The organism is Sediminibacillus albus, from assembly GCF_900101125.1.
GTDB classification, from domain to species: domain Bacteria; phylum Bacillota; class Bacilli; order Bacillales; family Amphibacillaceae; genus Sediminibacillus; species Sediminibacillus albus.
On record NZ_FNFL01000003.1, the window covers coordinates 51,020 to 74,950 of the forward strand.

The 23,931-nt window shown below is 42.2% G+C and carries 26 protein-coding genes; 5 read left to right on the plus strand and 21 right to left on the minus strand.

Annotated elements, in window-relative coordinates:
• Nucleotides 1-38 precede the first annotated feature (38 nt).
• The 5 genes from BLR93_RS09380 to BLR93_RS09395 form a co-directional block, all read right to left on the minus strand.
• Nucleotides 39-923 carry a PIG-L deacetylase family protein gene (locus BLR93_RS09380; RefSeq protein ID WP_093213590.1) on the minus strand — a complete coding sequence of 295 codons (885 nt, stop codon included), beginning with the start codon at nucleotides 921-923 and terminating at the stop codon, nucleotides 39-41.
• The gene (gene murJ / locus BLR93_RS09385) at nucleotides 920-2,452 is read right to left on the minus strand and encodes a murein biosynthesis integral membrane protein MurJ (protein ID WP_093213593.1); all 1,533 of its coding nucleotides are present in this window, start codon (nucleotides 2,450-2,452) and stop codon (nucleotides 920-922) included. The genes BLR93_RS09380 and murJ overlap by 4 nt, the downstream gene beginning before the upstream one ends.
• A gap of 219 nt (nucleotides 2,453-2,671) precedes the next feature.
• Nucleotides 2,672-2,869, minus strand: coding sequence for a cell wall-binding repeat-containing protein (locus tag BLR93_RS18495; protein WP_425440938.1), 198 nt, complete (start codon nucleotides 2,867-2,869; stop codon nucleotides 2,672-2,674).
• Between the two features lie 38 nt (nucleotides 2,870-2,907).
• A complete protein-coding gene (locus BLR93_RS09390; RefSeq protein ID WP_093213595.1) occupies nucleotides 2,908-3,189 on the minus strand; it encodes a cell wall-binding repeat-containing protein in 282 nt (93 codons plus the stop codon).
• A 12-nt stretch (nucleotides 3,190-3,201) separates the two neighbouring features.
• Nucleotides 3,202-3,465: a cell wall-binding repeat-containing protein gene (locus BLR93_RS09395; protein WP_093213599.1), complete on the minus strand. Its 264-nt coding sequence runs from the start codon at nucleotides 3,463-3,465 to the stop codon at nucleotides 3,202-3,204.
• Nucleotides 3,466-3,672: 207 nt separating this feature from the next.
• On the opposite strand from BLR93_RS09395, the gene BLR93_RS09400 reads away from it, so the two are divergent.
• From BLR93_RS09400 to BLR93_RS09415, 4 genes are read left to right on the plus strand one after another with little or no spacing between them, the layout of a single operon-like run.
• Nucleotides 3,673-4,617 (plus strand): glycosyltransferase family 2 protein, encoded by a 945-nt coding sequence (locus tag BLR93_RS09400; RefSeq protein WP_093213602.1) that lies wholly within the window; start codon nucleotides 3,673-3,675, stop codon nucleotides 4,615-4,617.
• Nucleotides 4,607-6,358, plus strand: coding sequence for a DUF6020 family protein (locus BLR93_RS09405; protein WP_093213605.1), 1,752 nt, complete (start codon nucleotides 4,607-4,609; stop codon nucleotides 6,356-6,358). The genes BLR93_RS09400 and BLR93_RS09405 overlap by 11 nt, the downstream gene beginning before the upstream one ends.
• Nucleotides 6,355-6,705 carry a DMT family transporter gene (locus tag BLR93_RS09410; protein ID WP_093213607.1) on the plus strand — a complete coding sequence of 117 codons (351 nt, stop codon included), beginning with the start codon at nucleotides 6,355-6,357 and terminating at the stop codon, nucleotides 6,703-6,705. Before BLR93_RS09405 ends, BLR93_RS09410 begins: the two co-directional genes overlap by 4 nt.
• Nucleotides 6,698-7,027 (plus strand): EamA family transporter, encoded by a 330-nt coding sequence (locus tag BLR93_RS09415; protein WP_093213610.1) that lies wholly within the window; start codon nucleotides 6,698-6,700, stop codon nucleotides 7,025-7,027. Before BLR93_RS09410 ends, BLR93_RS09415 begins: the two co-directional genes overlap by 8 nt.
• A 108-nt stretch (nucleotides 7,028-7,135) precedes the next feature.
• Here BLR93_RS09415 and BLR93_RS09420 read toward each other — a convergent pair whose 3' ends face one another.
• The 8 genes from BLR93_RS09420 to fabZ all read right to left on the minus strand — a co-directional run bounded on the left by BLR93_RS09420 (nucleotide 7,136) and on the right by fabZ (nucleotide 16,153).
• Entirely contained in the window at nucleotides 7,136-8,473 is a 1,338-nt protein-coding gene (locus BLR93_RS09420; protein ID WP_093213613.1) for a UDP-glucose dehydrogenase family protein, read from the minus strand.
• The gene (locus BLR93_RS18010) at nucleotides 8,464-8,628 is read right to left on the minus strand and encodes a hypothetical protein (RefSeq protein WP_175559307.1); all 165 of its coding nucleotides are present in this window, start codon (nucleotides 8,626-8,628) and stop codon (nucleotides 8,464-8,466) included. The genes BLR93_RS09420 and BLR93_RS18010 overlap by 10 nt, the downstream gene beginning before the upstream one ends.
• Before the next feature lie 272 nt (nucleotides 8,629-8,900).
• Nucleotides 8,901-9,974 carry an MraY family glycosyltransferase gene (locus BLR93_RS09425; protein WP_093213615.1) on the minus strand — a complete coding sequence of 358 codons (1,074 nt, stop codon included), beginning with the start codon at nucleotides 9,972-9,974 and terminating at the stop codon, nucleotides 8,901-8,903.
• 213 nt (nucleotides 9,975-10,187) lie between these two features.
• Nucleotides 10,188-13,271: an efflux RND transporter permease subunit gene (locus BLR93_RS09430; RefSeq protein ID WP_093213618.1), complete on the minus strand. Its 3,084-nt coding sequence runs from the start codon at nucleotides 13,269-13,271 to the stop codon at nucleotides 10,188-10,190.
• Between the two features lie 2 nt (nucleotides 13,272-13,273).
• Nucleotides 13,274-14,140, minus strand: a complete 867-nt coding sequence (locus BLR93_RS09435) for an efflux RND transporter periplasmic adaptor subunit (protein ID WP_093213620.1) — start codon at nucleotides 14,138-14,140, stop codon at nucleotides 13,274-13,276.
• 525 nt (nucleotides 14,141-14,665) lie between these two features.
• Nucleotides 14,666-15,010 (minus strand): hypothetical protein, encoded by a 345-nt coding sequence (locus BLR93_RS09440; protein WP_093213623.1) that lies wholly within the window; start codon nucleotides 15,008-15,010, stop codon nucleotides 14,666-14,668.
• Between the two features lie 164 nt (nucleotides 15,011-15,174).
• Nucleotides 15,175-15,507 (minus strand): hypothetical protein, encoded by a 333-nt coding sequence (locus BLR93_RS09445; RefSeq protein WP_093213625.1) that lies wholly within the window; start codon nucleotides 15,505-15,507, stop codon nucleotides 15,175-15,177.
• 223 nt (nucleotides 15,508-15,730) lie between these two features.
• On the minus strand, nucleotides 15,731-16,153 hold the full coding sequence (gene fabZ / locus BLR93_RS09450) for a 3-hydroxyacyl-ACP dehydratase FabZ (protein ID WP_093213628.1): 423 nt from the start codon (nucleotides 16,151-16,153) through the stop codon (nucleotides 15,731-15,733).
• Between the two features lie 209 nt (nucleotides 16,154-16,362).
• On the opposite strand from fabZ, the gene BLR93_RS17770 reads away from it, so the two are divergent.
• A complete protein-coding gene (locus tag BLR93_RS17770; RefSeq protein WP_139184412.1) occupies nucleotides 16,363-16,509 on the plus strand; it encodes a lmo0937 family membrane protein in 147 nt (48 codons plus the stop codon).
• Between the two features lie 156 nt (nucleotides 16,510-16,665).
• On the opposite strand, the gene BLR93_RS09455 is transcribed toward BLR93_RS17770, so the two are convergent.
• The 8 genes from BLR93_RS09455 to spoIIQ all read right to left on the minus strand — a co-directional run bounded on the left by BLR93_RS09455 (nucleotide 16,666) and on the right by spoIIQ (nucleotide 23,775).
• Complete coding sequence (locus tag BLR93_RS09455) at nucleotides 16,666-17,001, minus strand: DNA-directed RNA polymerase subunit beta (protein ID WP_093213630.1); 336 nt, start codon at nucleotides 16,999-17,001, stop codon at nucleotides 16,666-16,668.
• 79 nt (nucleotides 17,002-17,080) lie between these two features.
• Complete coding sequence (locus tag BLR93_RS09460) at nucleotides 17,081-17,908, minus strand: flagellar hook-basal body protein (RefSeq protein WP_093213633.1); 828 nt, start codon at nucleotides 17,906-17,908, stop codon at nucleotides 17,081-17,083.
• Between the two features lie 13 nt (nucleotides 17,909-17,921).
• Nucleotides 17,922-18,746: a flagellar hook-basal body protein gene (locus BLR93_RS09465; protein ID WP_093214639.1), complete on the minus strand. Its 825-nt coding sequence runs from the start codon at nucleotides 18,744-18,746 to the stop codon at nucleotides 17,922-17,924.
• Between the two features lie 156 nt (nucleotides 18,747-18,902).
• A complete protein-coding gene (mreB, locus tag BLR93_RS09470) occupies nucleotides 18,903-19,904 on the minus strand; it encodes a rod shape-determining protein (RefSeq protein ID WP_093213636.1) in 1,002 nt (333 codons plus the stop codon).
• A 272-nt stretch (nucleotides 19,905-20,176) separates the two neighbouring features.
• Nucleotides 20,177-20,470, minus strand: coding sequence for a sporulation transcriptional regulator SpoIIID (spoIIID, locus tag BLR93_RS09475; protein ID WP_093213638.1), 294 nt, complete (start codon nucleotides 20,468-20,470; stop codon nucleotides 20,177-20,179).
• 664 nt (nucleotides 20,471-21,134) lie between these two features.
• Nucleotides 21,135-21,350 (minus strand): hypothetical protein, encoded by a 216-nt coding sequence (locus BLR93_RS09480; protein ID WP_093213641.1) that lies wholly within the window; start codon nucleotides 21,348-21,350, stop codon nucleotides 21,135-21,137.
• A 164-nt stretch (nucleotides 21,351-21,514) separates the two neighbouring features.
• On the minus strand, nucleotides 21,515-22,573 hold the full coding sequence (locus tag BLR93_RS09485) for an AimR family lysis-lysogeny pheromone receptor (protein ID WP_093213643.1): 1,059 nt from the start codon (nucleotides 22,571-22,573) through the stop codon (nucleotides 21,515-21,517).
• A 260-nt stretch (nucleotides 22,574-22,833) separates the two neighbouring features.
• Nucleotides 22,834-23,775: a stage II sporulation protein SpoIIQ gene (gene spoIIQ, locus BLR93_RS09490; protein WP_093213645.1), complete on the minus strand. Its 942-nt coding sequence runs from the start codon at nucleotides 23,773-23,775 to the stop codon at nucleotides 22,834-22,836.
• Nucleotides 23,776-23,931 lie beyond the last annotated feature (156 nt).

Consider the following 23,931-nt stretch of genomic DNA (forward strand, 5'->3'; position numbering starts at 1 on the left):
AGTATTTCTCCTCTCCAATAGATGAATGGCGGTTATTATTATTGCCAGCTTTCTTCATAAATCCGCTTTTTAACATGGTGATTTTTATAAATCGCCCATAACAATGTGGCGCTCCTGTTTGCTTGTTTGAACAACTTCGAATAGTTCAAGTTTCTGGAAGCTGCAGCCTTTGTCAGTTCGATGAAGGTTTGTTTCGACAATTGTAAAAAAACTTCTGCTGCCTTTACTTGCCCCTTAGTTAGATTTGCCTTTAATCGATTTAATTCCAAAAAGCCATCAAAAGCTATCGCCTGGGACTTAAATATTTCGATTGCCCGTTGTTTAGCAGCCATTGTTTCGGAAATATCGACAATACAGTTAACCTCGTTGGGAGGAAATGGGCAATTGATTTCATATAAGCGGATAACCGGACTGATGTCTTCCGTCCTCGCCAACGCCGCGGCTAAAAAGTTGGCGGTTGCCACATGGTCGGGATGAGCATCGACGAAGGTAGTGCAATAAATGACATCAGGCTGGAGAAGGGTAATTTTTGCAGCTAATTGATCAGCAGTTTGTTGATGGCTGGCAACTCTTCCATCTGGAATGTCCAAATAATCAACGCGCGTGATGCCTAGAATGTTTTTTACTTGATCGATTTCCGACTTGCGGATTGATGACAACTCTTTTTCGTCGAGGCTGCTAACACTGCTGGCGCCATCGGTAATGAACAAACAGTCGATTTGTGCTCCTGATTCTGCATGACGCCTGATTGTCCCTCCAAGCCCAATCGTCTCGTCATCCATATGGGGGGCAAGTACTAATATTTTTTGCCCGTGAGGAATTTCAGTAAGTTGTTTGCTATCCTGGTAATGGCTTCTTATCACAAGCCTGGTAATTGGCAGAAGAACCGGACTTCCCAGCTTAAAAAGTATTTCTTTTCTCATCGCCCTGTTGTCTCCTTCTGGTTATTTTTCCTGCGAAGGTTTTTCCATAAAAATAACATTGCCTCTATTCGAAGCAGATAGGCACTGACACTGTAGATGATTGCCCCAGCTCCTGCTATCGCAATGACTGATACCGCCAACGGCCATTCTGCCAATAATGAGATCAGAGGCAGAATACCTGCCAGCATTGCCAGCGCTGCTATGGTTATTTTGACAAATTCCCGCCCTAGCATTTGAAGCGGCAAGCCGCCTGCCAAACGAAGAAATATCCAAAATCCTATGGCTATATACAGAAAGCCGATCACCGACGATGCAAGCGGAATACCGGTATAACCGAGCCAACGGGTGAATATGTAATTGAAAATAACATTGAACAGAATTGAGGCTGCTCCAAGGCCCATAATTAGCTTGCCCTTTTTCAGTGAATAAAAGCCCTTATTTATCATCGTGTTTAGACTGAAGAACAACACAGAACCAAAATAATAGTAAGCGGCTTGGCTTGTTGCCAATGTAGCTTGATGTGTGAAAGCTCCTCGTTCGTATAAAAGCCCAATAATGCTTGGCATTAATACCATCATCCCGGTGACTGCAGGCAGGACAATCAAGTACATCGTCGTTAAGCCTTGGGCAATAGTCCGCTTGAATAAGAGACGGTCATCGCTGGCTTCGGCTTTGGCTAATATCGGAAATACGATCGTAGCGATGGTGACTCCAAAAATTGCCTGCGGAAAATGCACAAGATTTTTGGCATAGTTTATATAAGTTACGGTTCCCTCCGAAAATTGACCGGCAAAAATGTTATCCACAGCTAAGTTGATTTGTCCGACCATGACTGTCACAGCCACCGGAATAAAAATAGCATAGAAGGCATTTACTTCTTTAAAATTGATTTTTTCCCGTAGGTTTATTGTCTGTTTAGGCACAACGAAAATTAGCTTAAACAACAGCGAGACAGCCGCTCCGATGAGATAGCCGGCTGCTAGGGCATACGGGCCAATTTGCTCTGCGAATAGAATTGCCGACAAAATCATGCCTGCTATCACAAGGATTTGGGAAACAGTAGCGATAGAAAAGCGATTGTTGGCATCCAAATAAGCTTCCAGTACGGCATTGATGCCTACAAATACAAGGGCTGACATTAACAGGACAGAAACCCAGACCGCAATCATTTGGGCCTGTTCACTGAAGCCGGGGTATAATAGCGGAATGATATACGGGGAAAGCCCCGCTCCGATGGCTGCCAACACTGCACTTACGACTGCAGTTCCTTTTAATACCTGGGTAAGATGGCTGTCTGCCCGCCCCTTACTGGCAGCCTCCAGGTAACTGGGGACTAGTGCATTTTTCATGCCGTTGGTCATAAACAGAAACAGCATATTAGGAATAATAAAAGCTGCTAGAAAGGCATCTGCTTGATAACTGTCGCCAAAGTAAAAGGCAATGATCATATCGCGGATCAATCCTGAGATTTTTAAAAGTAAAGTCGTTAATAAAAAAAGCACACTAGCCATACCTAATTTAGATTTCAACATCAATACCCCGCACTATCTGGCTTTTTTCTTTTTATTTTTCAGACTGCCAGGCTAAAGATCGGCAATCCATATTTCACCTCAAATATACCAAACTCGAACAAAAAAGAGAGGGAAATTTGAAATAATTAACATACTCTTTACAGAGTTCATATTAAATTAGCAAACTGGCAACCTTCATTGAACAATCGATTCGAGCGACTTGCATTTGAGATGGCACTATTTCCACCTAAATAGTATAACTTGGGCTGATAAGGCAGGTCCGAGGTCGATTGATACCGTGCCTGGTACCTCCGAGTGATTAATCAACAACAGCGGAGGTTGCTGCTTGGCGGCCAACGATACACCAGACAAGGCATCTGCAATCCCAAATCCTTTTGCAAAAAAATACATCAGACACGGTTTGCTTCGAATAATATTTGTCTGCGATTGCTACACTAGTTTCAAATCTAGTTTTACCAGAGACACGTCCGACTATACTCACACTTTGCTTTAATGCCTTTTTCCACTGCTGATGACAAAGCATCGGTTCCCCCGATAATAGTTGCTTTTTGAACCTGATGCTTTGCCAAAAATTGAGTAACCTCTGCATCCAATTTATGCTTGCTGGTCAGCAATATCGGAATTTGCTTGTCCGCAGCATAAGGTGCGATCGACAAGGCATCTGATGACTGCTCATCTCCCGTTGTGATATACACTTCTTTTACCGGATTGGCACTGATCGTTTGTTCGGCGATATTAGCGACTGTTTAGTAACGAGTCGCACCGGTGATACGAATGATATTAGACGATCCATATTTGTTTTTTAACTTCGATTCGATATTTTTAGAGATAGCTGCTTTGCCGCCCAACAGATAAATTTTGTACGGTTTGTTAACCGAAGAATAATGATTCGGATTAACCCGCTGTAATTCCTTCCATGTTGACGCCTGAAGCTGTTCAGGGGGGGTCAGTAATAGCGGAGCATTTAGTTTTGCTGCCAGAACACTGCCCGTCAAAGCATCAATCGGCATAACTCCGCGCCCTAATACACAACGGCAATCTGGGGCTCTTTTTAAAAGTTAATTATTTACAATGTTTTTATAAAAACTTCATATTGTAAACAAACGGTTTCTGTAAAGGTTTTATAAAGTTTTTGTAATTTTCTCCAAATTGGTCAATCTTTCTCTTACACTGATTACATAATTGGAATATTTATAAAGAAGAAGAGGGGTGTTGAGATGAAAATAGCTATTCTTATTCCTTGTTATAACGAAGAACAGACAATTGGTGCAGTAATTGATGATTTCTGTCACGAACTTCCGGAGGCAACCATTTACGTTTATGATAATAACTCAGAGGATGATACTTATGAGGTAGCCAAACAGCATGGCGCTGTTGTAAAGCGTGAAGCTAGGCAAGGAAAGGGAAACGTGGTCAGATCCATGTTCCGCGATATTGATGCAGATTGTTACATAATGGTTGATGGCGATCATACATATCCAGCCGAAATGGTCCATGATTTAATCGCACCGATTATGCGGCGTGAAGCGAGCATGGTAATCGGTGACAGACTGTCTAATGGAACTTATGGCAATGAAAACAAGCGACGTTTCCACAGCATCGGTAATTATTTGGTCAAAAGCACCATTAATTTCTTGTATAAAAGTCAACTGGAGGACATAATGACTGGTTATCGGGCATTTGATAAGTTGTTTGTTAAGTCCATGCCGGTAATGAGTCCAGGATTCGAAATTGAAACAGAGATGACGGTACATGCACTAGATAAGAGGCTGCCTATAAAAGAGGTTCCGATTGCATACCGGGACAGACCAGAAGGCAGTGAGTCAAAACTTAGCACCTTAAGCGATGGATGCAAAGTAATGTATAAAATATTTACCTTATTTAAGGAATACCGGCCAATGATATTTTTTACAGTATGGTCTGCATTCCTGCTATTAGTGGGACTTGCTGCAGGACTTCCGGTAATCTTCGAGTATTTTGCTACCGGGTTTATAACGAAAATCCCTTCTGCTATTCTAGCAGTCGGCCTGGTGATCTTATCAATGTTATGCTTTGCAAGTGGCTTAATACTCGACACGGTCGCTTCCACTCACAAAAAACAGTATGAGCTTGAACTAAATCGAATGATTGATATACCTGGAGGATATAAAAGTGATCAGTAAATCGAAAATTGCCGCTGTGGGGTTGCTTGCTGGTGCACTAAGCAGTGTAGCCTGCATTTCTCTAATCCAGTCTTTCACCCACACTTCCGGCATCACCATTGCAGCTACCGTATGTGGATTTACCCTATTTTATTATTTTTGCTTTAAAGAGCTGATCCGAAACTTCATTGAATTCAAAAAAATGGTAAGACGTCCGCTGGTTATCGTGTTCACGGTTATATTTTCACTGACTTCCCTTTACAGTTTAAAAGGATCCTTACAGCACCTTTCCGATAATTCATGGGCCATTACTCTCTTTGTATGGATCGGTGCTTATCTAACAATAATGGCTGTTGTTTTGGCAGTGTTATATACCTTCATCCTCATTCATTGGGTGACTGAAGCTAAATCTGTTTCCAGATGGCGTATTTTATGGTTTGCTGTTCCATGTCTGTTCGTTTGGGGTGTTTATTTGGCTGCATTTTTTCCGGGCGGGATGACACCTGATTCTCTTTCCCATTGGCGGCAGATTCATACCTTAGAATTCAGTAACTGGCATCCTGTGTTTTATACATGGTTTATGATGCTGATCACCGGAGCCTGGCACTCTCCTGCGGCGACAGCAATTGGACAAATTATCGTTTTAGCACTTATTTTCGGCTACGCCATGTATAGCTTCGAAAAGCATGGATTAAATAAAAAACTGCTCTGGATTACTGCGATACTATTCGCTTTATCACCAGTCAATAGTGTTTTTTCAATCATGATATGGAAAGACGTCCTTTACAGCTCTTTTCTGCTGCTATTTACTGTTGTGATGATTAATATAGTAGTATCAAATGGTAACTGGCTTGTTAAAAATCGTCATTTGCTGCTATTAAGCCTGGCAGTTATCGGGATAATTTTCATCCGCAATAATGGTTTACCTATCTTTCTTGTCATGGCTTTGTTGCTGATGCTTACTTACAGGAGATATTTTAAAAAGCTAATTATTACGGCGGCCGCTGTGTGTACAGTTTTCTTTCTTTTTACTGGTCCTGTTTTTAGTTATCTCGAAGTAAAACCTGCTGATCCGAATGAGGCACTCAGCATTCCAACCCAACAGTTTGCAAGAGTAATAGCTATGGAAGGACGGCTATCAGATGAGCAAACGAGATACCTTAATCAGATTCTTCCCTTAAATGAATGGAGGGAGAATTACAACCCTTATATTACAGACCGGATAAAGTTCTTAGAGAACTATAACAGAGAAGTCATTTATAATGACTATGAAAAATATTTTAAAACATGGTATGACGTCATTTCTAATAACTTTGAAATCGCTGTTGATGCTTATCTAAAACAAACATCGCTTGTCTGGCAAATTAACGAACCAGAACATGGCTACACCAGCTTGTACTCAACAAAGATCCATCAGCCTAATGAATATGGTTTAACAACACAGCCTTTGCTACCAAGTACCGCCAACACTCTTACCAGGTGGCAGACCTTTACCGAAAATCACTTGAAGGAATTCATTTGGAGGCCAGCCGTTTATACGCTTTTAATTATTTTGTTTTCTTTTGCGAGTTACTTGAAAAATGGCTGGAAATCATGGCTACCAGCATTTCCCGTCTTACTGAATACCGGAACAATCTTAGTCGGACTGCCAGCTCAGGACTTTCGTTATTTATTTTCTAATTCGATGGCAATGGTGATGATTGGCTTATTTGCTCTATTGCTTTTCAGGAGTACTGATGCACAAAAGGTGAACAGACTATGACTGAATTGCTGCGATCGTTGATTAAAAATAAACTCGGAATTGCATTGATGTGTGCAGCTTCTGTTTTTACAGCGCTCGGCCAGATGTTTTGGAAGTTATCAGACGGAGGGATCAACCTTTATCTGATTGGGGGACTATCCCTTTATTTTTTGGGGGCATTAGGTATGATCATTGCTTTTCGGTTCGGCAGCTTATCTGTTCTCCATCCCCTGCTAAGCCTCGGCTACGTGCTTGCTTTAGTGCTTGGCAGCTTTTTTTTGGGAGAAAGTATATCTCTGAAAAGCTTTCTTGGGACTGCTTTTATCGTGGCTGGTTCAGTTCTGATCGGCGGTGGAGAAGATGATTAGCTGGCTGCTAGTTATTGCTCTTTTTACATGGATGGGGGCTATAGGGGGATACTTTTTCAAAAAAGCCAGCGGGCAAAAAATCAGCATGAATTTGAATTTGTTCATATACCTTTTGGCCGGCTCGCTGTTTTACTGTGCTGGGGCAGTTTTGAACATATGGGTGCTTAGGCATCTTCCGTATACTGTCGTCTTCCCACTTACTTCTTTCACTTATGTCTGGACTCTTGCTATTTCTTACTTTTTATTAGATGAAACAATATCCATTAAAAAGTCAGCAGGTGTAGTTCTAATTATTATCGGCTCCATTTTTCTCGTGCGTTAAAATGACGGCACAACTAGTCTTTTAGCTCTTCCGTCTGCGAAACGGATAACTTTTGGATGATACAAAAAGAGCATCTGCTTAGGGCAGGTGCTCTTGATTTTCACACGGTTAATAACTCGTCATAGGCGAGATGGTTTCTTGTGGGTTTACTACCGGACGGCCAATGGAGTGGTATTCAATACCGCTGTTTTTCATTTCTGCTAAAGTAAAGCAGTTGCGTCCATCAAAAAGCAAGGGATGGACTAACAGGCGCCGGTATTCTTCTAATGGAAAACTTTTTATTTGCTGCCAATCCGTCATTATAACGGCTGCATCTGCGCCCTGCAGAGCTTCCTCCAAATCACTTGTAAATAGGACTGGCTCAGGCATGACTGTTTTTGCAGAAGGGATGGCTACAGGATCGTATGCTTTGACGACAGCGCCTGTTCTTAATAATTCTTCGGCCACTCGAATGGACGGTGCTTCCCTCATGTCGTCTGTGTTTGGCTTAAATGTCAGGCCAAGCAGCACGACAACCTTGTTATCAAGACTGCCGAGCCGGGTGGTTATCATATCGACCATCCGTTTCCGCTGCATTTCATTAACTTGCTGGACACTTTCTAATAAAGGCATCTGATAGTCGAATTGCTTCCCCATAGCAATGAGTGCATTCGTATCTTTCGGAAAGCAGGAGCCTCCATAGCCAACACCTGCATGCAGGAATTTTTTACCGATTCGTTTGTCCATGCCCATACCGGCTGCTACGTTATCAACATTCGCACCTACCTGGGCACAGAGATGGGACATTTCATTAATAAAGCTAATTTTAGCAGCTAAAAAAGCATTTGAAGCATACTTGATCATTTCAGCACTTCGCAAATCTGTTTTCACTATTGGCAGCTGGAATGGCTGATTGATTGCTTCCAATAATTCCAATGCCCAGGAATCTTCTGAACCAATAACTATTCGATCACCGTGAAAGGTATCATGGACTGCTGTTCCTTGCCGCAAAAACTCGGGGTTGGAAACAACGCTAATCGTTATAGGAGGAGTAAGCCTGGCTTCAATTAAATCTTTTATATATTGATTGGTACCGACGGGAACGGTACTCTTTGTAACAATAACGACATCCTGTCTTACATTTTCCGAAATCGCCCGGCAGACTGATTCAATATATTTTAATTCCGCCGAACCATCAGGCCTTTCCGGGGTTCCTACTGCTATATAAATTACTTCTTTTCCCGCCAGCCCTTCTCGATAATCAGTCGTAAACTGGATGTTGCCTTTGCGTAGATTTTTGGTTAACAGCTCCTCTAGCCCTTCTTCATAAATTGGCGACCTGCCGCTTTTTAGCAAGCTTACCTTTTCTTCATCAACATCCAGGCAAGTTACCGTATTGCCAATCTCAGCTAAACATACACCTGTGACTAATCCGACATATCCAGTACCAATTACTGCTATATGCATGGCTGAAACACCGCCTTTTCAGGAAATTGGGAATGAAGAGCAGGAGAGATGGCATGGACAGCTGAATAAGTCCATGTCTGCCTTTCCATTGGTGATATTTGAACTCCGCTTTTATAAACTGCTGCATCGATAAAGATTATGTTTCTCACCTTCAATACGTCTCTCTCCTTTTAAAGGGATACTTATTTATATTTCTAAATAGGGAAAACCATTCATTATCTTGTCAGTTTAAATAGTACCACCACTGGCGAACAGGCTACAATCCCCGCCAGAACTGGTTTTTTCACCAATTTACATTCTTTACAATTGCTGTACAATAAAAAAAGAGGCTGTATTTCGGTGGTTTGACACCATAAAATACAGCCTCTTTTTGACTAAAAGAAGAAAAAATAACCAATTATTAATTCTTTATTAAAAATTCTTCATATTAACCTCTGTCATTCGCTCGTTTTACCAGCTTATGAACACTGTTGATCAGCGGTTTTTTTCCTTTTTCTATTGCCCCCAGCTCGGCTATCAGGACGAGCAGAAGCAGGATAACGAACGAAATTACCAGCGAAATGCTTAACGATGCGTTAGAAAACAATATCCCCAATGTACCAAAAACCGCACTGAATCCATAAATTATCAACACCGTCGTTCGATGGCTGAAGCCGGCTGCCAATAATTGATAATGAATATGCTTTTTATCGGGCAACATAATATTTTCACGGTTGTATAAGCGCCGGACAATGGCAAACAACGTATCAAAAATCGGTACAGCCAGAACAATGACAGGAATAATAAAACTGAACAACGTCACATTCTTAAACAATCCGAGCAAGGAAATCACGGCTACTGAGTATCCTAAGAACATCGATCCGGTATCTCCCATATAAATTTTAGCTGGATAAAAGTTATGGAATAAAAAACCAAGATTACTAGCAATCAATACAACGCAAAAATAAACAACAACAATCCGGTAGTCGCCTAAAGCCATAATCAGCACACTGATCAGGGCAATCGTTGACACACCTGAGGCAAGTCCGTCCAGTCCATCAATTAAGTTAATGGCATTGGTGATCCCGACAATCCACAACAAGGTAATGATGGTACTCCAGCCTTCCAGCTCAACCAATCCAAGCAAAGGTACATTAATGCGTTCGATGATTAAGCCGCCATTAATTAGAATTGCTGCTGCCGCAATCTGCCCTGCGAGCTTAAAAACAGGCCGCAGCTGCAGCTTGTCGTCTAGGATGCCCAACAGGATGACAATTACAGCTCCTGTTACAATCTCAAACATGTGCATGTGGACTGGCTGTAAATAAAGCAGTCCCAATACTGTCCCGAGGAAAATGGCTAGGCCGCCAAGCCTTGGAATGGCAACTGTATGAATCTTTCTTGCTTCAGGCTGGTCAATAGCTCCGATTTTTACAGCAAACTGTTTGACAGGGAAAACGAGTAGTACGGTTGATATTAACGATATAAAAAAAGCGATGACAAGCTCTGTCACATTAACCATAAAATCCCTACTTTATATGAAATACGTCATGTTTAATATTAAACAAAAAACAAATAATATTACAAATGAATGACACTCTTTATAAATATTCACCTAGATGGCTCAATCCAAACGTTGATTATCCTTGTTTCACCGAATATATGGACGCACATGGATTCAAGGATAAGAGAAAAAGGTGTATGATTCCAAGCGAGAATCATACACCTTGTTTTGTTATGCTTGCTTTTCCCGTTTTTTGTCCCTCCGGAATAAACGGACGACCCTTGCTGATAAACCATCAAAGTACGTGTAGACGACCGGTATTAACAGCAAAGTGAAAATACTTGAGACTCCCAGGCCAAATATAATCGTAATTGCCATCGGCTGCTGGGATTCCGCCCCTTCGCCGAAACCAAGCGCCAATGGTACCATACCAAGGATTGTCGTTAAGGTAGTCATCAAAATCGGCCGCATTCTGCTCGCTCCTGCTTCCAGGATAGCTTCGAACCGATCCATGCCCCTGCGTCTTAAAATGTTGATGTAATCCACAAGGACAATGGCGTTGTTGACAACAATCCCCGCGAGCATGATTACCCCAATGAAGGCGGTTATGCTCATTGGCTTTCCTGTCAGGAATAGTCCAAGTAAAATACCTACTACAGTAGCTGGCAGAGAAAACATGATAACCAGCGGTGTCAGGAAGTTTTCAAACTGAACTGCCATGACAGCATAGACAAGGAAAATCGAGAAGACCAACGCGATCGCTAAGTCTGTAAAAGCTTCTGTCATATCTTCAACCTCGCCGCCGATGGAATAAGAGTATTCCTCAGGGAAATGGAGTTTTTCCAATTCGGCCTCAACATCGCTGCTGATACTGGCTAAATCTCTGCCAGATATATCGCTGGTAACATTTACTTGCGGCTGCTGGTTTTCTCTGGCTAACGTAGCTGGCCCTTGGATCTGCTCAAAGTCAGCAATTGTATCTAAAGGAATCATCGAACCTGCTGGTGACTGAATCGCCATGTTTTGCAGGTCACTGATTGTACTGCGCTCATCCTCAGGGAATGTCAACCGCACATTCATATCATCCCCGTCTTCCCGGTAATTCATTACCACTTGACCGGTGAAGCCCATTTGAATCTGGCTCATCACCTGCTGATGGGTTAAGCCATGCTGGGCAGCAGCCTCCCGATCGACAGTCACGTTTAATTCAGGCTGTGTCTCCGAGACGGAGGATGTCGGATTTTGTACACCGTCCACTTTCGAAATAATAGATACAACTTGGTCAGAAAGCTCCCGCAGTACTTCATGCTCTGGACCATTCAGCTGAATTTGGATAGGTGATCCAGCACTCATCCCTGCTCCTAGAGCACTGACAGAAACTTCAGCTCCGACAATATCCTCCATGTCTGCCTGCATGTCAGCTACCACTTGATCAGTTGTTTGTCCCCGGTCCTCTGATGAAATCAACTGCAAAGTATAGGATGCCTGGTTTCCACCACCCCCAGGTCCCATCATCGAGGAACCGCCGATGCTCAAGAAGCTCGTTTCTAAGAGGTCCTGATAATTCTCCAGCTTTTCACTAACCTCGGCCGCGATAGCTTCCGTTTCCTCCGTTGAGGTGCCCGTCGGTGTTTCTATGGAAACCTCGATCTGACCCTGGTCGGATGCCGGCATAAACTCCGCTCCGATAAATGGTACCAGGGCAAGACTTCCCACTATACATATAAAAGTAGCAAAAACCGTTGTCTTACGGAATTTCAACACTTTACGCAAAATATTCTTATAACCATTGTTCACTCTATCCAAAAATCGATCAAACCAGTAACGCCGTCCGTTATCCTTCATTGCTTTAGTCAGCAGTTTGGATGAAAGCATCGGTATCAAGGTAATCGAAACTACTAAAGAAGCAATTAACGCAAAGGCAACTGTCAGGGCAAATGGCGTGAATAAACTCGAGGCTATTCCTTCCACAAATACAATCGGCAAAAAGACGACTAATGTAGTGGTAGTCGAGGCTATCACGGCCGGAGCCAATTCTGAAGCACCTTTTTTGGCCGCTTCGACAATCGAATAGCCCCTCTGTCTGTACGAGACGATGTTTTCCAGTATAACGATAGAACTGTCGACCATCATCCCGATTCCGAGCGCAAGACCGCCCATGGTAAGCACGTTCAATGTCTCCCCTGTAAAGTATAGCAAGGTAAACGTAGATATAACGGCAATCGGTATCGAAAGTCCGATAACAAGGGTGGCACGAATGCTTTTTAAGAATAGTAACAAAATCAATACGGCAAAAATTCCACCGATAATCATATTTTGAACGACCGAATTAATGGAAGACTTAATGAAAGCCGATGTATCAATTACCACGTCAAGAGAAACATCTGATGGCAATCCTTCCTTTAAATCAGCGACAGCCTTAGTGACATTATCAGCAACATCAACCGTGTTGCCGTCGGTTTTTTTCATGACCGACAATACAACCGCCTGGCTTCCATTGACCATGGTAGTATCAGAAGATTCCTCAAATGTATCTTTAACTTCAGCAATATCTTCTATATGTACTTTGGTTCCTGACTGCGATTGGATAATAGTCTTTCTAATATCATCGACCGATTCAAAATCGCCATCTACTCGCACCTGCAGATCTTTATCACCCTTTTGGACAGCTCCGGCCGATCCTGATTGATTGGCACCACCCAGGGCTTGGCTGATATCCTGCGTGCTTATCCCATATTGGGAAAGTTTGGCTTGGTCAAGTTCAAGCTGTATCTCTCTCTTTTGACCGCCTTCTACAGTAACAGAAGCGACCCCGCCTTGGCGTTCAAAATATGGCACGACTTGATCTTCTGCAACCGCCTGTAACTGGGAGGTATCCTCTCCGGTAAGCCCTACCCACATGACCGGCATCTGATCCGGATTAAAACGTAATACCGAGGGATCATTGGCACTATCCGGCAGCATACCTTTTACCGAATCTACCTGCTCCCGCACTTCAAGCAAGGCATTATCAAGGTCCACCCCTGTTGAAAACATCAAAACCACCATAGAGGAACCTGATTGTGACTGGGATTGGACAGTTTCCACTCCTTCAATCGAACTCAGTGAAGCCTCCAATGGCTGACTAACTTGTTTTTCGACTTCCTGAGGAGCGGCATCCGGATAATTAGTCGCCACTACCGCAATAGGCAAGTCTATTTTAGGAAATAAATCAATCGCTAAACTCCGTAATGAAACAAACCCTAACGCCAGGATGGCCAAAACGATCATGATCACCCCGACTGGGCGTCGGACAGAAGTATCTACTAACTTCACGGTTACTGCTCCTCCTTCTCGATGCTTACTTGGCCGCCGTCAGTCAAGGTTAATTGTCCTTTAACAACAACAGAATCTCCTTCAGCCACCTCTGCTTCAATCGCTGTCATGTCAGACTGGGATTCTAAAACAGTAACTGGTATCTCGGACACTTGGTCGTCCTGTACTACATAGATAAAGGTTTCTCCGCCATTCTCAACTAATGCTGCAGTAGGTATCAGCAATGCATTTTCCACAATGTCTTCCGGAAGACGGACGACAGCTGCCATACCTGGTTTAATGTCGTTATCTTCATTTTCTATCTTCAATTCCACTGGGTATAAACCGGTATCGTTAGGTACGGAAGCGGCATAACCCATTTGAGCGGTAATTGTTTTATCAAGGCTGGGAATATGAATGTCCGCTTCCTCATTATCTGTAAACAATGGTAAATCTTCCGCTGTAACGGTCACTTCAATTAGTAAATCGTCCAAATCAACAATAGTTGCCAGAGGGTCTGAAGTAGAAACCATTCCACCCTCCTGCGCATTCAAAGTAGTGATCTCTCCATCGGCAGAAGCTTCGACATCAATCTTTCCCATTCCTTCTGCAGATTGGATCGTCGCTAACAAATCCCCCTCTTCTACCTGATCGCCTTTTTTCACCTCTAACACTTCAACTTCGCCAGCTGTGGGCGGAATCACAGGTGACGTGGTTTCCGGCATCGAGCGACCGTAAAACTTCTTTTCTATTGTTAAATCCCCTTGGGTGATACCTTCGACTTCTACAGGGGTAACTGTTTCTTCCTCGTCCTGACTTTCTGTATTATCTTCTGAACAGGCAACTAACAATAGGAATAGCGCTAACAAGGGCAGAATTAATTTTTTCATAGATAATCTCCTCTCTTACTTGTACAGCAAGCAATTTATGTAATGGGGCTTTGCTATCTATGCCGATACTGTCGGCTGTACGGGCAGCTTTGTCAAATCCTATGGCTGCGGGTACTCGCGTATCAAAGCATGTTTGTTTTCCTTCACTATAAAAAATTTTCCCAAATAGCATATACGGGAAAGCCCGTCAATTAGTTTCAATGAAAAGAAGGAATAATTGTTCTACATGAAAAAACAACTAAAATGACTGGTCAGTTTCCTTGGACTACTATACCATTAATACGATTCACTGACAATTGCTTGAATTGGGGCTGGGCAATTGTCTTTCCTAGACTGGTTACTAGGGAACTTATGATTTACAGCTGATTTTTTCACATCGATGATTAAAGATTAGGCATTGAGAAGCGGAGCAATAGTAAGTGAGAGAATAATAAAGACAAATATCCTGCACTCAGTAGGAATGCAGGACATTTTACATTTGGGAGTATACTGCTCCCATTACGTGATGATTAACACACAGAGGGTTTATTGAACACCTTTTTCGTCGGCTGTTCCATCTTCTTCTTCATCGTTCTCATTACCATTGTTCTCTTGTCCAGGCTCAGTTCCGCCTTCTGTGTCGCCAGTCTCCTGGTTGTCGTTCTCTTCGGTATCCATGTCGTTTTCATTGTTTCCTGTATCGCCGTTATTGCCTGTATCTCCATTGTCCCCGGTATTACCGCCATTATCTTCCATGTTGCCGCCGTTATCTTCAGCTGGAGCATCGTCCTCCTCCGGCGGAGGGTTTTGCTCCTCATTGTTTCCGCAGGCTGCGATCAGTGATAATGCCAATATAGATGTACCTAATTTAAATAACAAGCTATACTTCATAATTATAAACCTCCTTAAATTTAGATCCAAGATTATCATTCCCATTTTCACAAAAAGTACCCAAAACTTTTCAATAATTTTTATGGAATAAACAAAAATATGGGACAGTTCCTCCACTTCACCTGCTCGATTGCTGTGAGAAACTGTCCCTTACCTTTAATCTTTTATTGGTTTTCATCATCCGATTGCTGTTCTGAATCGTTTTGCTCTTCACTTTCTACTTCATCTTCAGAAGAATTTTCACCTTCCCGATTTGGTTCGCCAGTGCCACCTTCAGAGCCATTGTCGCCTGTCCCTTGGTCCCCCTGACTGTCGGTATCGCCAGAGTTGCCGTCATCCTGCTCAATTTCACCCGTATTTTGATCTCCGTTCTCTTCTACCGGCGATTCTTCATCTTCAGGGGGAGGCTGCTCCTCATCACTTCCGCACGCTGCTATGATTGAAAATGCCAGCAACGGGGCGCTAAATTTAAATAATAAACGCTTAGTCATTTCCATATTGTCCGATAACCTCCTTTACTGTGTTAAAACTTTGTATTGGTGATAGGCTAAAGAGGGACTCTCCTGATTGATACTGTACATTTTTATTATGGTAACACTATTACCTGGATTAAATCCTTTTAAACCTACCATATACAGAATCAACACGAAAAGAAAAAGGACTGTCCCAACAAAAGCCAATGAAGGCTTTTATAGACAGTCCTCTTACAATCATCGATAATCATTTTATGGCAAACATAATTTCCGCTTCACATGCTATTTCGCCATCTACGGACGCGGTTGCTTTTCCTTTGCCAATCGGCCCTTTTAGCTTAATGATTTCAACTTCTAATTTCAGCTGGTCTCCAGGTTTCACCTGGCGCTTAAAGCGGCATTTATCTAACCCTGCCAAAAATCCAATTTTTCCTTTGTTCTCTTCTTTGTTAAGAATGACCACTGCGCCGACTTGTGCTAACGCTTCAACTATCAGCACCCCTGGCATTACCGGGTAATCAGGAAAATGTCCTTGAAAGAACGGTTCATTGATTGTAACATTCTTCTTTCCGACAACTCTTTTTCCTTCTTCAATCTCTGTCACTTCATCAACCAATAAAAAGGGATAACGGTGGGGAATGATGTCCTTAATTTCCTGAATATTTAACATGGTTTTATCTCCTTTCGTACATCCACTTGATTCAAACGAAAGCTGCAGCCAGCTGCCGCGCTTACAAGTGCTTCTCCAATCTAAATTATAAAGAAAACTTGCGCTCCCGCCAACCCTTTTCAATTGAAGGTATCATCAATCCCAGGTTTGGTTGACTAGCAGCAGGGTAATACTATTTGTAGTTCAAACGTTAAAAGGAGGTCGAAAGGATGCTTTGGACGATATTAGGCATCCTACTAGTATTGTGGCTGCTCGGCTTGCTATTTGATATTGTCGGCGGTCTTATCCACATTCTACTAGTAGTCGCTGTCATTGTAATAGTGGTGAAATTTATTAGAGGAAGAGGCAAGCCTTAACAAAAAAGGATAACTTTAAAGGGACTGTTCCAAGAGGAATCTTACGCTTACGCGAGTTCTTCCTGGGGCGAGTCCCTTTGTCTTTTATATAAAAAAGGGTTAACCGTTTTTACAGCTGTATGTACGGTTAACCTTTCAAACAAATGTAAAGGTCAATTATTTTCCTGTTACAATGTCGACAATGTGCTGCCATGTATCTAATTCAAGTACTTCGGTCGGCTTCCCGTCACCCAGCACACCATAGCCGAACATCAAGCCAAGTATTAATGCAAGAGCGCTTAACAGAAGCACAACGACAATACGAAGCCAAATCGGAAAAATCCGGCGGCGCGCCTGATTGCTTTTCTTTTCGGCCCCTTGCTGTTCCTGTTCAGTCTTCTTGTCAGTTTCAGTAGAAGCAGGCTGCTTGGCAGATTGTTTTTGTATCTCTTTCTGCTCTTTGCGCTTGGCCGGACCTTGTTTAATTTCTTTGGTTGGGTTATTCGTTGGCATAGCTGTGATGACTCCTTACTATTAATTCATCCTGTCAAACTAATCCTGCCGATCGGCAGCAGTCTTCCATTTTACAGGATTACCTCAACTGGTTTACGAGCCCCATCATTTGGTCGCTCATTGAAATAGATCTGGCATTAAATTGATACGAACGCTGGGTCAGTAATAAATCGCTCATTTGCTTAGCAGTATCAACATTTGATGACTCCAACGCACTATCCTTTACCTGAAGTTCATTGCCAGCTACCGCTTGAATGATTTCGCCTTCCTGGTAATTCATTGCATCAAGATCCGGCAGTCTAAAGCTGTTATTTCCGGTCGGTTCCAGCACGCGCGGGCGTACCGCTTCAACAACTGCTAACCTGCCTTCTGCTTGTTTATTCCCATTACGTGTAACTTCAATTACCCCATTACCCGTTATCGAGATATCTTCAAACCCGTCGACAAAAGAAAGCGGGCCATTTTCACCAATAACCGGATAGCCATCCTGATTGGTTAGCATGACTTCCCCGTTTTCCTGCGGATTTAAGTAAAACGAGCCTGCTCGTGTAAATCTGGTTTCTGTTACGCCATTCTCAGTAACCTGGACTTGAAACAGGTGATTGTCGTTTAGCAGGGCGACATCAAGTCCCCGCCCGGTCTCCTGTAGCGATCCAGCTGATAAGTCGGCATTGGTATGGCCTAATACAGCTCCTGAACCAATTCGCAAACCATCAGGGGTTAGACGCCCTTCTGCATTGGCCGGATCTGATAAGTTATCGATTTGTTGAAATAAAAGCGAGGAGAAATTAGCCTCGCGGCTTTTGTAACCATTCGTACTAGCGTTGGACAAATTATTACCGATCAAATCTAATTTATTTTGCAGCTGGCCCATTGTTACGGCTGCCTGTATTCCTATTCTACTCATGGTGAACCACCCCTTACCTCACTCTGCCAATTTCATTAACGGCTTTTTCCATACTTGTATCATATGCCTTCAATACTTTTTGATTCGTTTCAAACATCCGGTAGGCTCCCATCATGTCGGTCATGGATTGTAAGGAATCCACATTGGAACCTTCCAAGTAGCTTTGCTGGACAGTGAAGGATACACCAGCCATTGCTCTGGCATTTACTGCCGGATCGGCATCATCTTCCATGCGATATAATCCCTGGCCTTCTTTAATTAAATCATTAGTATTTGCTGTGTAGGAAATACCAAGCGGGATCTCCTGTCCGTTAAATTGAAGGTTTCCTTCATCTGTCACGGTATATTCCATTCCGTTTGTTTGAATCGGGTTACCGGCCTGGTCAAGCACATAGTATCCTTGATTGGCTACAAGGAATCCGTCGCCATCGACAGTGAAATTGCCGTTTCTTGTCATTCGCTCTTCTCCCGCTTCATTCTGCAGGGTGAAGAATAGCCCGCCATCCTCATCAGGCATTGTCCCGTTTATCAGGGCCACATCTGTCGGAATTCCTGTTTCCTGCAAGTCTCCCTGGGCAAAATCAGGTACCGTTTCCTGTACATATACACCGGTATTAATGGAACCAATCTGTGTTTGCATCGGTAAATTCATCCCGCGGCTTGTGGGAACATCCTTTGACTCCATTCGCTGTAAAAGCAGTTCAGGAAAAGCTTTAAGTGTTGCCTGATCCTGCTTATAACCGGGAGTCTGCGCGTTCGCAATATTATTGGATAATGATTCCTGGCGCCTCTGCTGTGCTAACATTCCTGAAGCTGCTGTATAATATCCTCTTAACAAGATTCCTTGCCCCTTTTTTTCAGCCGGCCATCCACCGCCTGTATTTTTAATCATCCGCCTTGGCTGGCATCCTGCTTCGGCAATGATCGCTTGATATTTATATTCATAATAAGCTCTTTCTAGACATTTTTCGCATTACAGATAGAAAAAAGATGATCACACAATACTTCTTTTTTCTATTTTATCAATGTTTTCCAACATAATCCCCGTGCCTCTTGCTACACAATTCATTGGTTCCTCTGCTAACAGAACGGGTACTTTTAATTGATCAGCCAATAGTTGGTCTAAGCCGTGTAAAAGTGCCCCTCCCCCGGTCAAAATCACACCTCTGTCAATAATATCTGCCGACAGCTCTGGAGGAGTATGTTCTAAAACTGTTTTGGCTGCTTGGACAATCATGAATACAGACTCACGTAACGCTACTTCAATTTCCTCCGACCGGATCGTGATTGTTCTAGGCAAGCCAGAAACCATATCACGGCCGCGAATATCAATGCCTTCATCACGGGCTCCCGGGAATACAGTAGCCACATTGATTTTAATATCTTCTGCTGTTCTCTCACCGATCAACAGCTTATATTTTTTCTTAACATAATTAAGGATTTCGTGGTCAAATTTATCCCCTGCCATTTTAATGGACTGGGCTGTCACAATATCCCCCATAGAAAGAACAGCTACATCGGTAGTGCCGCCTCCGATATCGACAACCATATTCCCGCTTGGTTGAAAAATATCCATTCCAGCTCCAATCGCTGCAACCTTTGGTTCCTCTTCTAAGTATATTTTCTTTCCGCCGGATTTCTCAGCTGCTTCTTTGATTGCTTTTTGCTCTACTTTCGTGATATTGGTAGGACAGCAAATCAGCATACGAGGTTTGGAAAGAAATCCACGAGCATTAATTTTATTGATAAAGTATCTTAACATCGCTTCGGTGACATCAAAGTCAGCGATGACTCCATCCTTCAACGGGCGAATGGCCTCAATATTGCCAGGAGTCCGTCCAACCATACGGCGTGCGGCGTCCCCGACTTCTAAAACCTTTCCCGTATTACGATCCATGGCAACCACTGATGGTTCATTTAACACAATTCCTTTTCCCTTAACGTGAATTAACACATTAGCTGTTCCAAGATCTATTCCAATGTCCCTAGAAAACATGAATTTTGATCCTCCCTGCCTAATATTGTGCGTCGTATCCGTCCCTGAACACAATGCTACTAATCATATATTTTATCACAAATTCTCTGGATTAGTTAGCAGGAATGGAAAAAAATCTTATCAATTGCCATTTTCTTCATAAACTGCAGGCGAAAGGTTGTAACAGCAAGTAAAAATTGGCTTCCGCCATTGCGGGCGGCAAGCCAAGGTTTTTATTACGTTTTTCTTGAATTAGACTTTATGGATCAAAGTATAAGCAAGTTTATCACCTTTTATTGACTTACTGGTTCTGCCGGTGTTTCGGTTTCATTGACGCTTGTATTCAAGCTATACTTCAGCTTTGTTGCTTCACCACCACGTAAGTGCCTGATCGCCTTATGATGATCAAGAATGGATTTTACCTCATTGGCGAGATCCGGGTTGATTTCCGGCAGCCTTTCGGTCAAATCTTTGTGAACTGTACTTTTAGATACGCCAAATTCCTTGGCAATAACACGAACAGTCTTCCTTGTTTCTACAATATACTTCCCAATCCTGATAGTTCTCTCTTTGATGTAATCATGCACACCACTCGCCTCCCTGAGTTGTAAGTCCAAGGTGTGAAATGAGACATTAGGTGCTGATTTATAGGATGAATGGAGTAGACTATGTAAGAAGGAACAAAGCGGCCCGGTTAATATCATCGTTGTCTAGTGGAATGCCCCGCAATACGCTCACCTCAGACCCTGCTTGAATGCTAGGTTTTTAACATTTTATTAAACCCCGCCATCATTTATGAATAAAATCGAAAAGTAGCAGAAAGAGGGACAGCCCTCACTGTGACAAGTCGTGGATTAGTATATAAAAAAAGCATTCCCTTGCAGGAATGCTTTTTAGCTTTTATGACGTATGTTATAAAATGTTAACTCACTTTTTGTAGATAGACTGTAAGAAATTCCGAGGTTGACCGCTGGTTTATTTCTATATAAGGCTTACGTTCCAGCGGATAGTATCTTATTAATTCCGGTTGTAAACTCAGCCCAGCACATAATTCCGCCGTATCGTTAAATTCACTTAATTTTAGCAGAGTATCATGTCCAGGAAAAACAAATCGGACTTCATTTCCATAGGCAAGTAATTCATCAAGAAAATTTATGATATAGCCCCTTTCCTCTTACAACATTACTATATCATATTTGCTCTCCTGCCAAAAGCGACCAATTGACTATCTTAGCCATTCTCTTTTAACGGTTAACCTATCTCGCCGTAGTCTGGATCGTAATGTAAAGTGATAGGTTCCTCATCTTTAGGGTCTTTCTTTGGAGCTTCTGTTCCTTCCTCAGATGTTGGTGAATCTGCAGAAGCATCATACTGATTTGCCTTTCCTTCTTCCGCGAATGCGGCAACCGGTTGAACCAAAGCCAAAACTACCAATAGAGCGAGCAATGAAACAAATCTTTTAACCATAGATAAAACCCTCCTAAAGAATTTTAATATATAAAAAGATTAAGCTTTTTACCTTTGGATGCCCTAATCTCTATGTAGCCCCCTGGAGTCAGGCAATCTTTGGAAAAAAGTAATCCTTCTACCGAATGAACTGTTACGGTAATGAACAATTACTTTTAAGTTAATTAAGGCTCATGGCGTAAACTATTATTGTTCAGTGCCAGTAATGGAAGCCGCGAAAAAAAATAGTCGCTTCTTTTTACGATAAAATCATTATAAGAACGGAGCAGCAGCCCTTTATCCTGCTCTGCCATTCCTAAATAGTATTTTCGGAATGGGCTGTCCAGCGAAATGCCTTTTAAAATTTTTCTTGCTTTCTCATAGTCTCCTTTTGCAATTGCAAGGTGAGCTTGTTCACTCGGATCCATCGTCGTAATGCCTTTAATTATTCCGAAGTGAGCGGAAACAAAAGGAAAATTTTGTTGTTCTATTGCCCTGATCAAGACTGCCTTATTATATAGAATGGCAATTCGTTTAGCTTCATCGAGATGATAAACACATTGCACATAATTATCGTAAAGATAACTCAGCCCCAGATGCATATGGATATTAGCTTTTCTTTCCTGGCAGTATGACTCTGTCAATACTTGAAATGCATACTTCCTCGCCAAAATTAATTCGTTTCTTTTCCAGTAATAAGTGAATAAAATTTCATTTAAACGGACGAAAAAAAGCGAGGATAAAAAGCTATCTTCTATTTCGTTAATCAATTCAGACTGCTGATCTAAATAATCACCAAGCTTTTCGAATTCATTCAAGTCGTAATATAGGTATATTTTCATGAAGCCTACGATGCAATTCAGCTCTGCAAGATTTGTTTTAATTTGATTTATCTCTTCCAGCAGCGCGTGTTCCGGTATTGTTCCTTTTTTTCTTAACACTAACAAATCATAGAGATATGCCCATTTCCGGTTGATAGAGTTGAGACTCTGTTTATTTATTAAGATGAGATCATCCAATTCCTGATAATAACCGTTCATATAGAGGAATTCCAATCCAGTCCTTTTTACATAATCAGACTCCGAAGTTAAGCAGAACTGCTTAGTCAAAAAAACTACTTTTTCTTCTGGATAGTCCCTGCTGATCATGTTCATATAATCTTCGATAGTCAAATGTTTATGTAACATAGGATCCACCACTTCGGTCCTTTCAGTTTTTTTGCAGAGTACACCGCTCTCCTTCATGGCATACCTCCTTTCGTTTGACAAAACCTATGCTAACTGGTCATGTTAGTTTAATTATCGCATATAAGTTCTATTTTTCAACAGTAAATTACGAACATTCGTTCGACACTTTCTGGCATTTTATTACATATTTCTCACTTGTTCTACAAGAGGCTTTTCGTTTTAGATCAAAAGTGTCGGTTGTAATTAATACTCTCCGCCTTAGGTCCTGGTTCTCGCCCATAAAAAAAGCCCGGGAAAAGTTCCCGGGGCTAATTATATTATGCGTTTGCCATAGCTGCAGATGACTCGCGATCATCTGCTGAAGACTCCTCTGAAATACTGTCTCCTGATTCATTCTCACTGTCTTCTTCTGTATCTGGGCTATCTTCCGTGGAAGAGTTACCCTCAGTTTCAGCTTCCTTTTCTGTCGAAGAGTCACCCTCGGTTCCGGCTTCCTCTTCTGCTGAAGAGCTGTCTTCCGCAGCTTTATCTTCTGCGTCTGCTTCATTTCCGTTAGAAGACTCAGATTTCAATTCATTCAATTGACGGTTGAAGAATTCTTCAGGATTTACTGGATTCTCCCCTTGGCGCAATTCAAAGTGCACGTGTGTACCGCTTGCCTGGCCGAATAAGTTCTTGCCAGCAGTTCCTATCACGTCGCCTTGCTGAACTTTTGATCCAGCTTCCACTGAAACCTTATCCAGGCTAGCATAATAGGTAGTCACGTCATTTTGATGGGAAAGTTTCACTACATTGCCCAACAATGGATCCTCTTTAACTTCTATGACTTCACCGCTTAAAGATGCCGTTACATCAAAGCTTTCACCTTCTGGGGAAGCAATATCGACACCGGTGCTCTGATAGTACTTATTGTTGTATAGAACAAGTGCTTTTTCTTGATCTTCACTATCTGCACTATAGTCATAGAACTTTGTTACAATCTCTGCCTGATCTTCTTCCTGTACTGGCATTTTGATTACTTCCTGCTGTTCAACTACTGGCTCGGCTTCTTCACCCATATCAAATGGATTTTCAGAAATATTATCCACCTGCGGTTCGTTGTTGTCCAATGCTTGATCAGGGGTATCTAAGTTTTGATACCATAAAACACCTGTCAAAAGCAAAGCCGCCATCGTCAAGTAAAGTGCCGGGAAAAACCATTTCTTGCGAAAGATACGCTTCCAACCATTTTTTGAAACGTTCTTATTTTCCTCTCTCATTGATCATCACCTCAGCTATCATTCTGAGCAGAAAATGAGAGTTATATACATTTAAAAAACATTTTTTATAATTTAATGTTCGACAAAATATAAATTTTATTCCTATTTTTACGTTATATTATCCGCAAAATAAAAAAGGGACCGTCTTTTACCTGC

Coding starts and splice junctions, on each gene's coding strand:
- BLR93_RS09380 (WP_093213590.1), bottom strand. CDS start 923: ATGAGAAAAGAAATACTTTTTAAGCTGGGAAGTCCGGTTCTTCTGCCA.
- BLR93_RS09395 (WP_093213599.1), bottom strand. CDS start 3,465: ATGCCGATTGATGCTTTGACGGGCAGTGTTCTGGCAGCAAAACTAAAT.
- BLR93_RS09400 (WP_093213602.1), top strand. CDS start 3,673: ATGAAAATAGCTATTCTTATTCCTTGTTATAACGAAGAACAGACAATT.
- BLR93_RS09410 (WP_093213607.1), top strand. CDS start 6,355: ATGACTGAATTGCTGCGATCGTTGATTAAAAATAAACTCGGAATTGCA.
- BLR93_RS09415 (WP_093213610.1), top strand. CDS start 6,698: ATGATTAGCTGGCTGCTAGTTATTGCTCTTTTTACATGGATGGGGGCT.
- BLR93_RS09420 (WP_093213613.1), bottom strand. CDS start 8,473: ATGCATATAGCAGTAATTGGTACTGGATATGTCGGATTAGTCACAGGT.
- BLR93_RS09425 (WP_093213615.1), bottom strand. CDS start 9,974: ATGGTTAATGTGACAGAGCTTGTCATCGCTTTTTTTATATCGTTAATA.
- BLR93_RS09435 (WP_093213620.1), bottom strand. CDS start 14,140: ATGAAAAAATTAATTCTGCCCTTGTTAGCGCTATTCCTATTGTTAGTT.
- BLR93_RS09440 (WP_093213623.1), bottom strand. CDS start 15,010: ATGAAGTATAGCTTGTTATTTAAATTAGGTACATCTATATTGGCATTA.
- BLR93_RS09445 (WP_093213625.1), bottom strand. CDS start 15,507: ATGGAAATGACTAAGCGTTTATTATTTAAATTTAGCGCCCCGTTGCTG.
- fabZ (WP_093213628.1), bottom strand. CDS start 16,153: ATGTTAAATATTCAGGAAATTAAGGACATCATTCCCCACCGTTATCCC.
- BLR93_RS17770 (WP_139184412.1), top strand. CDS start 16,363: ATGCTTTGGACGATATTAGGCATCCTACTAGTATTGTGGCTGCTCGGC.
- BLR93_RS09455 (WP_093213630.1), bottom strand. CDS start 17,001: ATGCCAACGAATAACCCAACCAAAGAAATTAAACAAGGTCCGGCCAAG.
- BLR93_RS09460 (WP_093213633.1), bottom strand. CDS start 17,908: ATGAGTAGAATAGGAATACAGGCAGCCGTAACAATGGGCCAGCTGCAA.
- mreB (WP_093213636.1), bottom strand. CDS start 19,904: ATGTTTTCTAGGGACATTGGAATAGATCTTGGAACAGCTAATGTGTTA.
- BLR93_RS09480 (WP_093213641.1), bottom strand. CDS start 21,350: ATGGTTAAAAGATTTGTTTCATTGCTCGCTCTATTGGTAGTTTTGGCT.
- BLR93_RS09485 (WP_093213643.1), bottom strand. CDS start 22,573: ATGAAGGAGAGCGGTGTACTCTGCAAAAAAACTGAAAGGACCGAAGTG.
- spoIIQ (WP_093213645.1), bottom strand. CDS start 23,775: ATGAGAGAGGAAAATAAGAACGTTTCAAAAAATGGTTGGAAGCGTATC.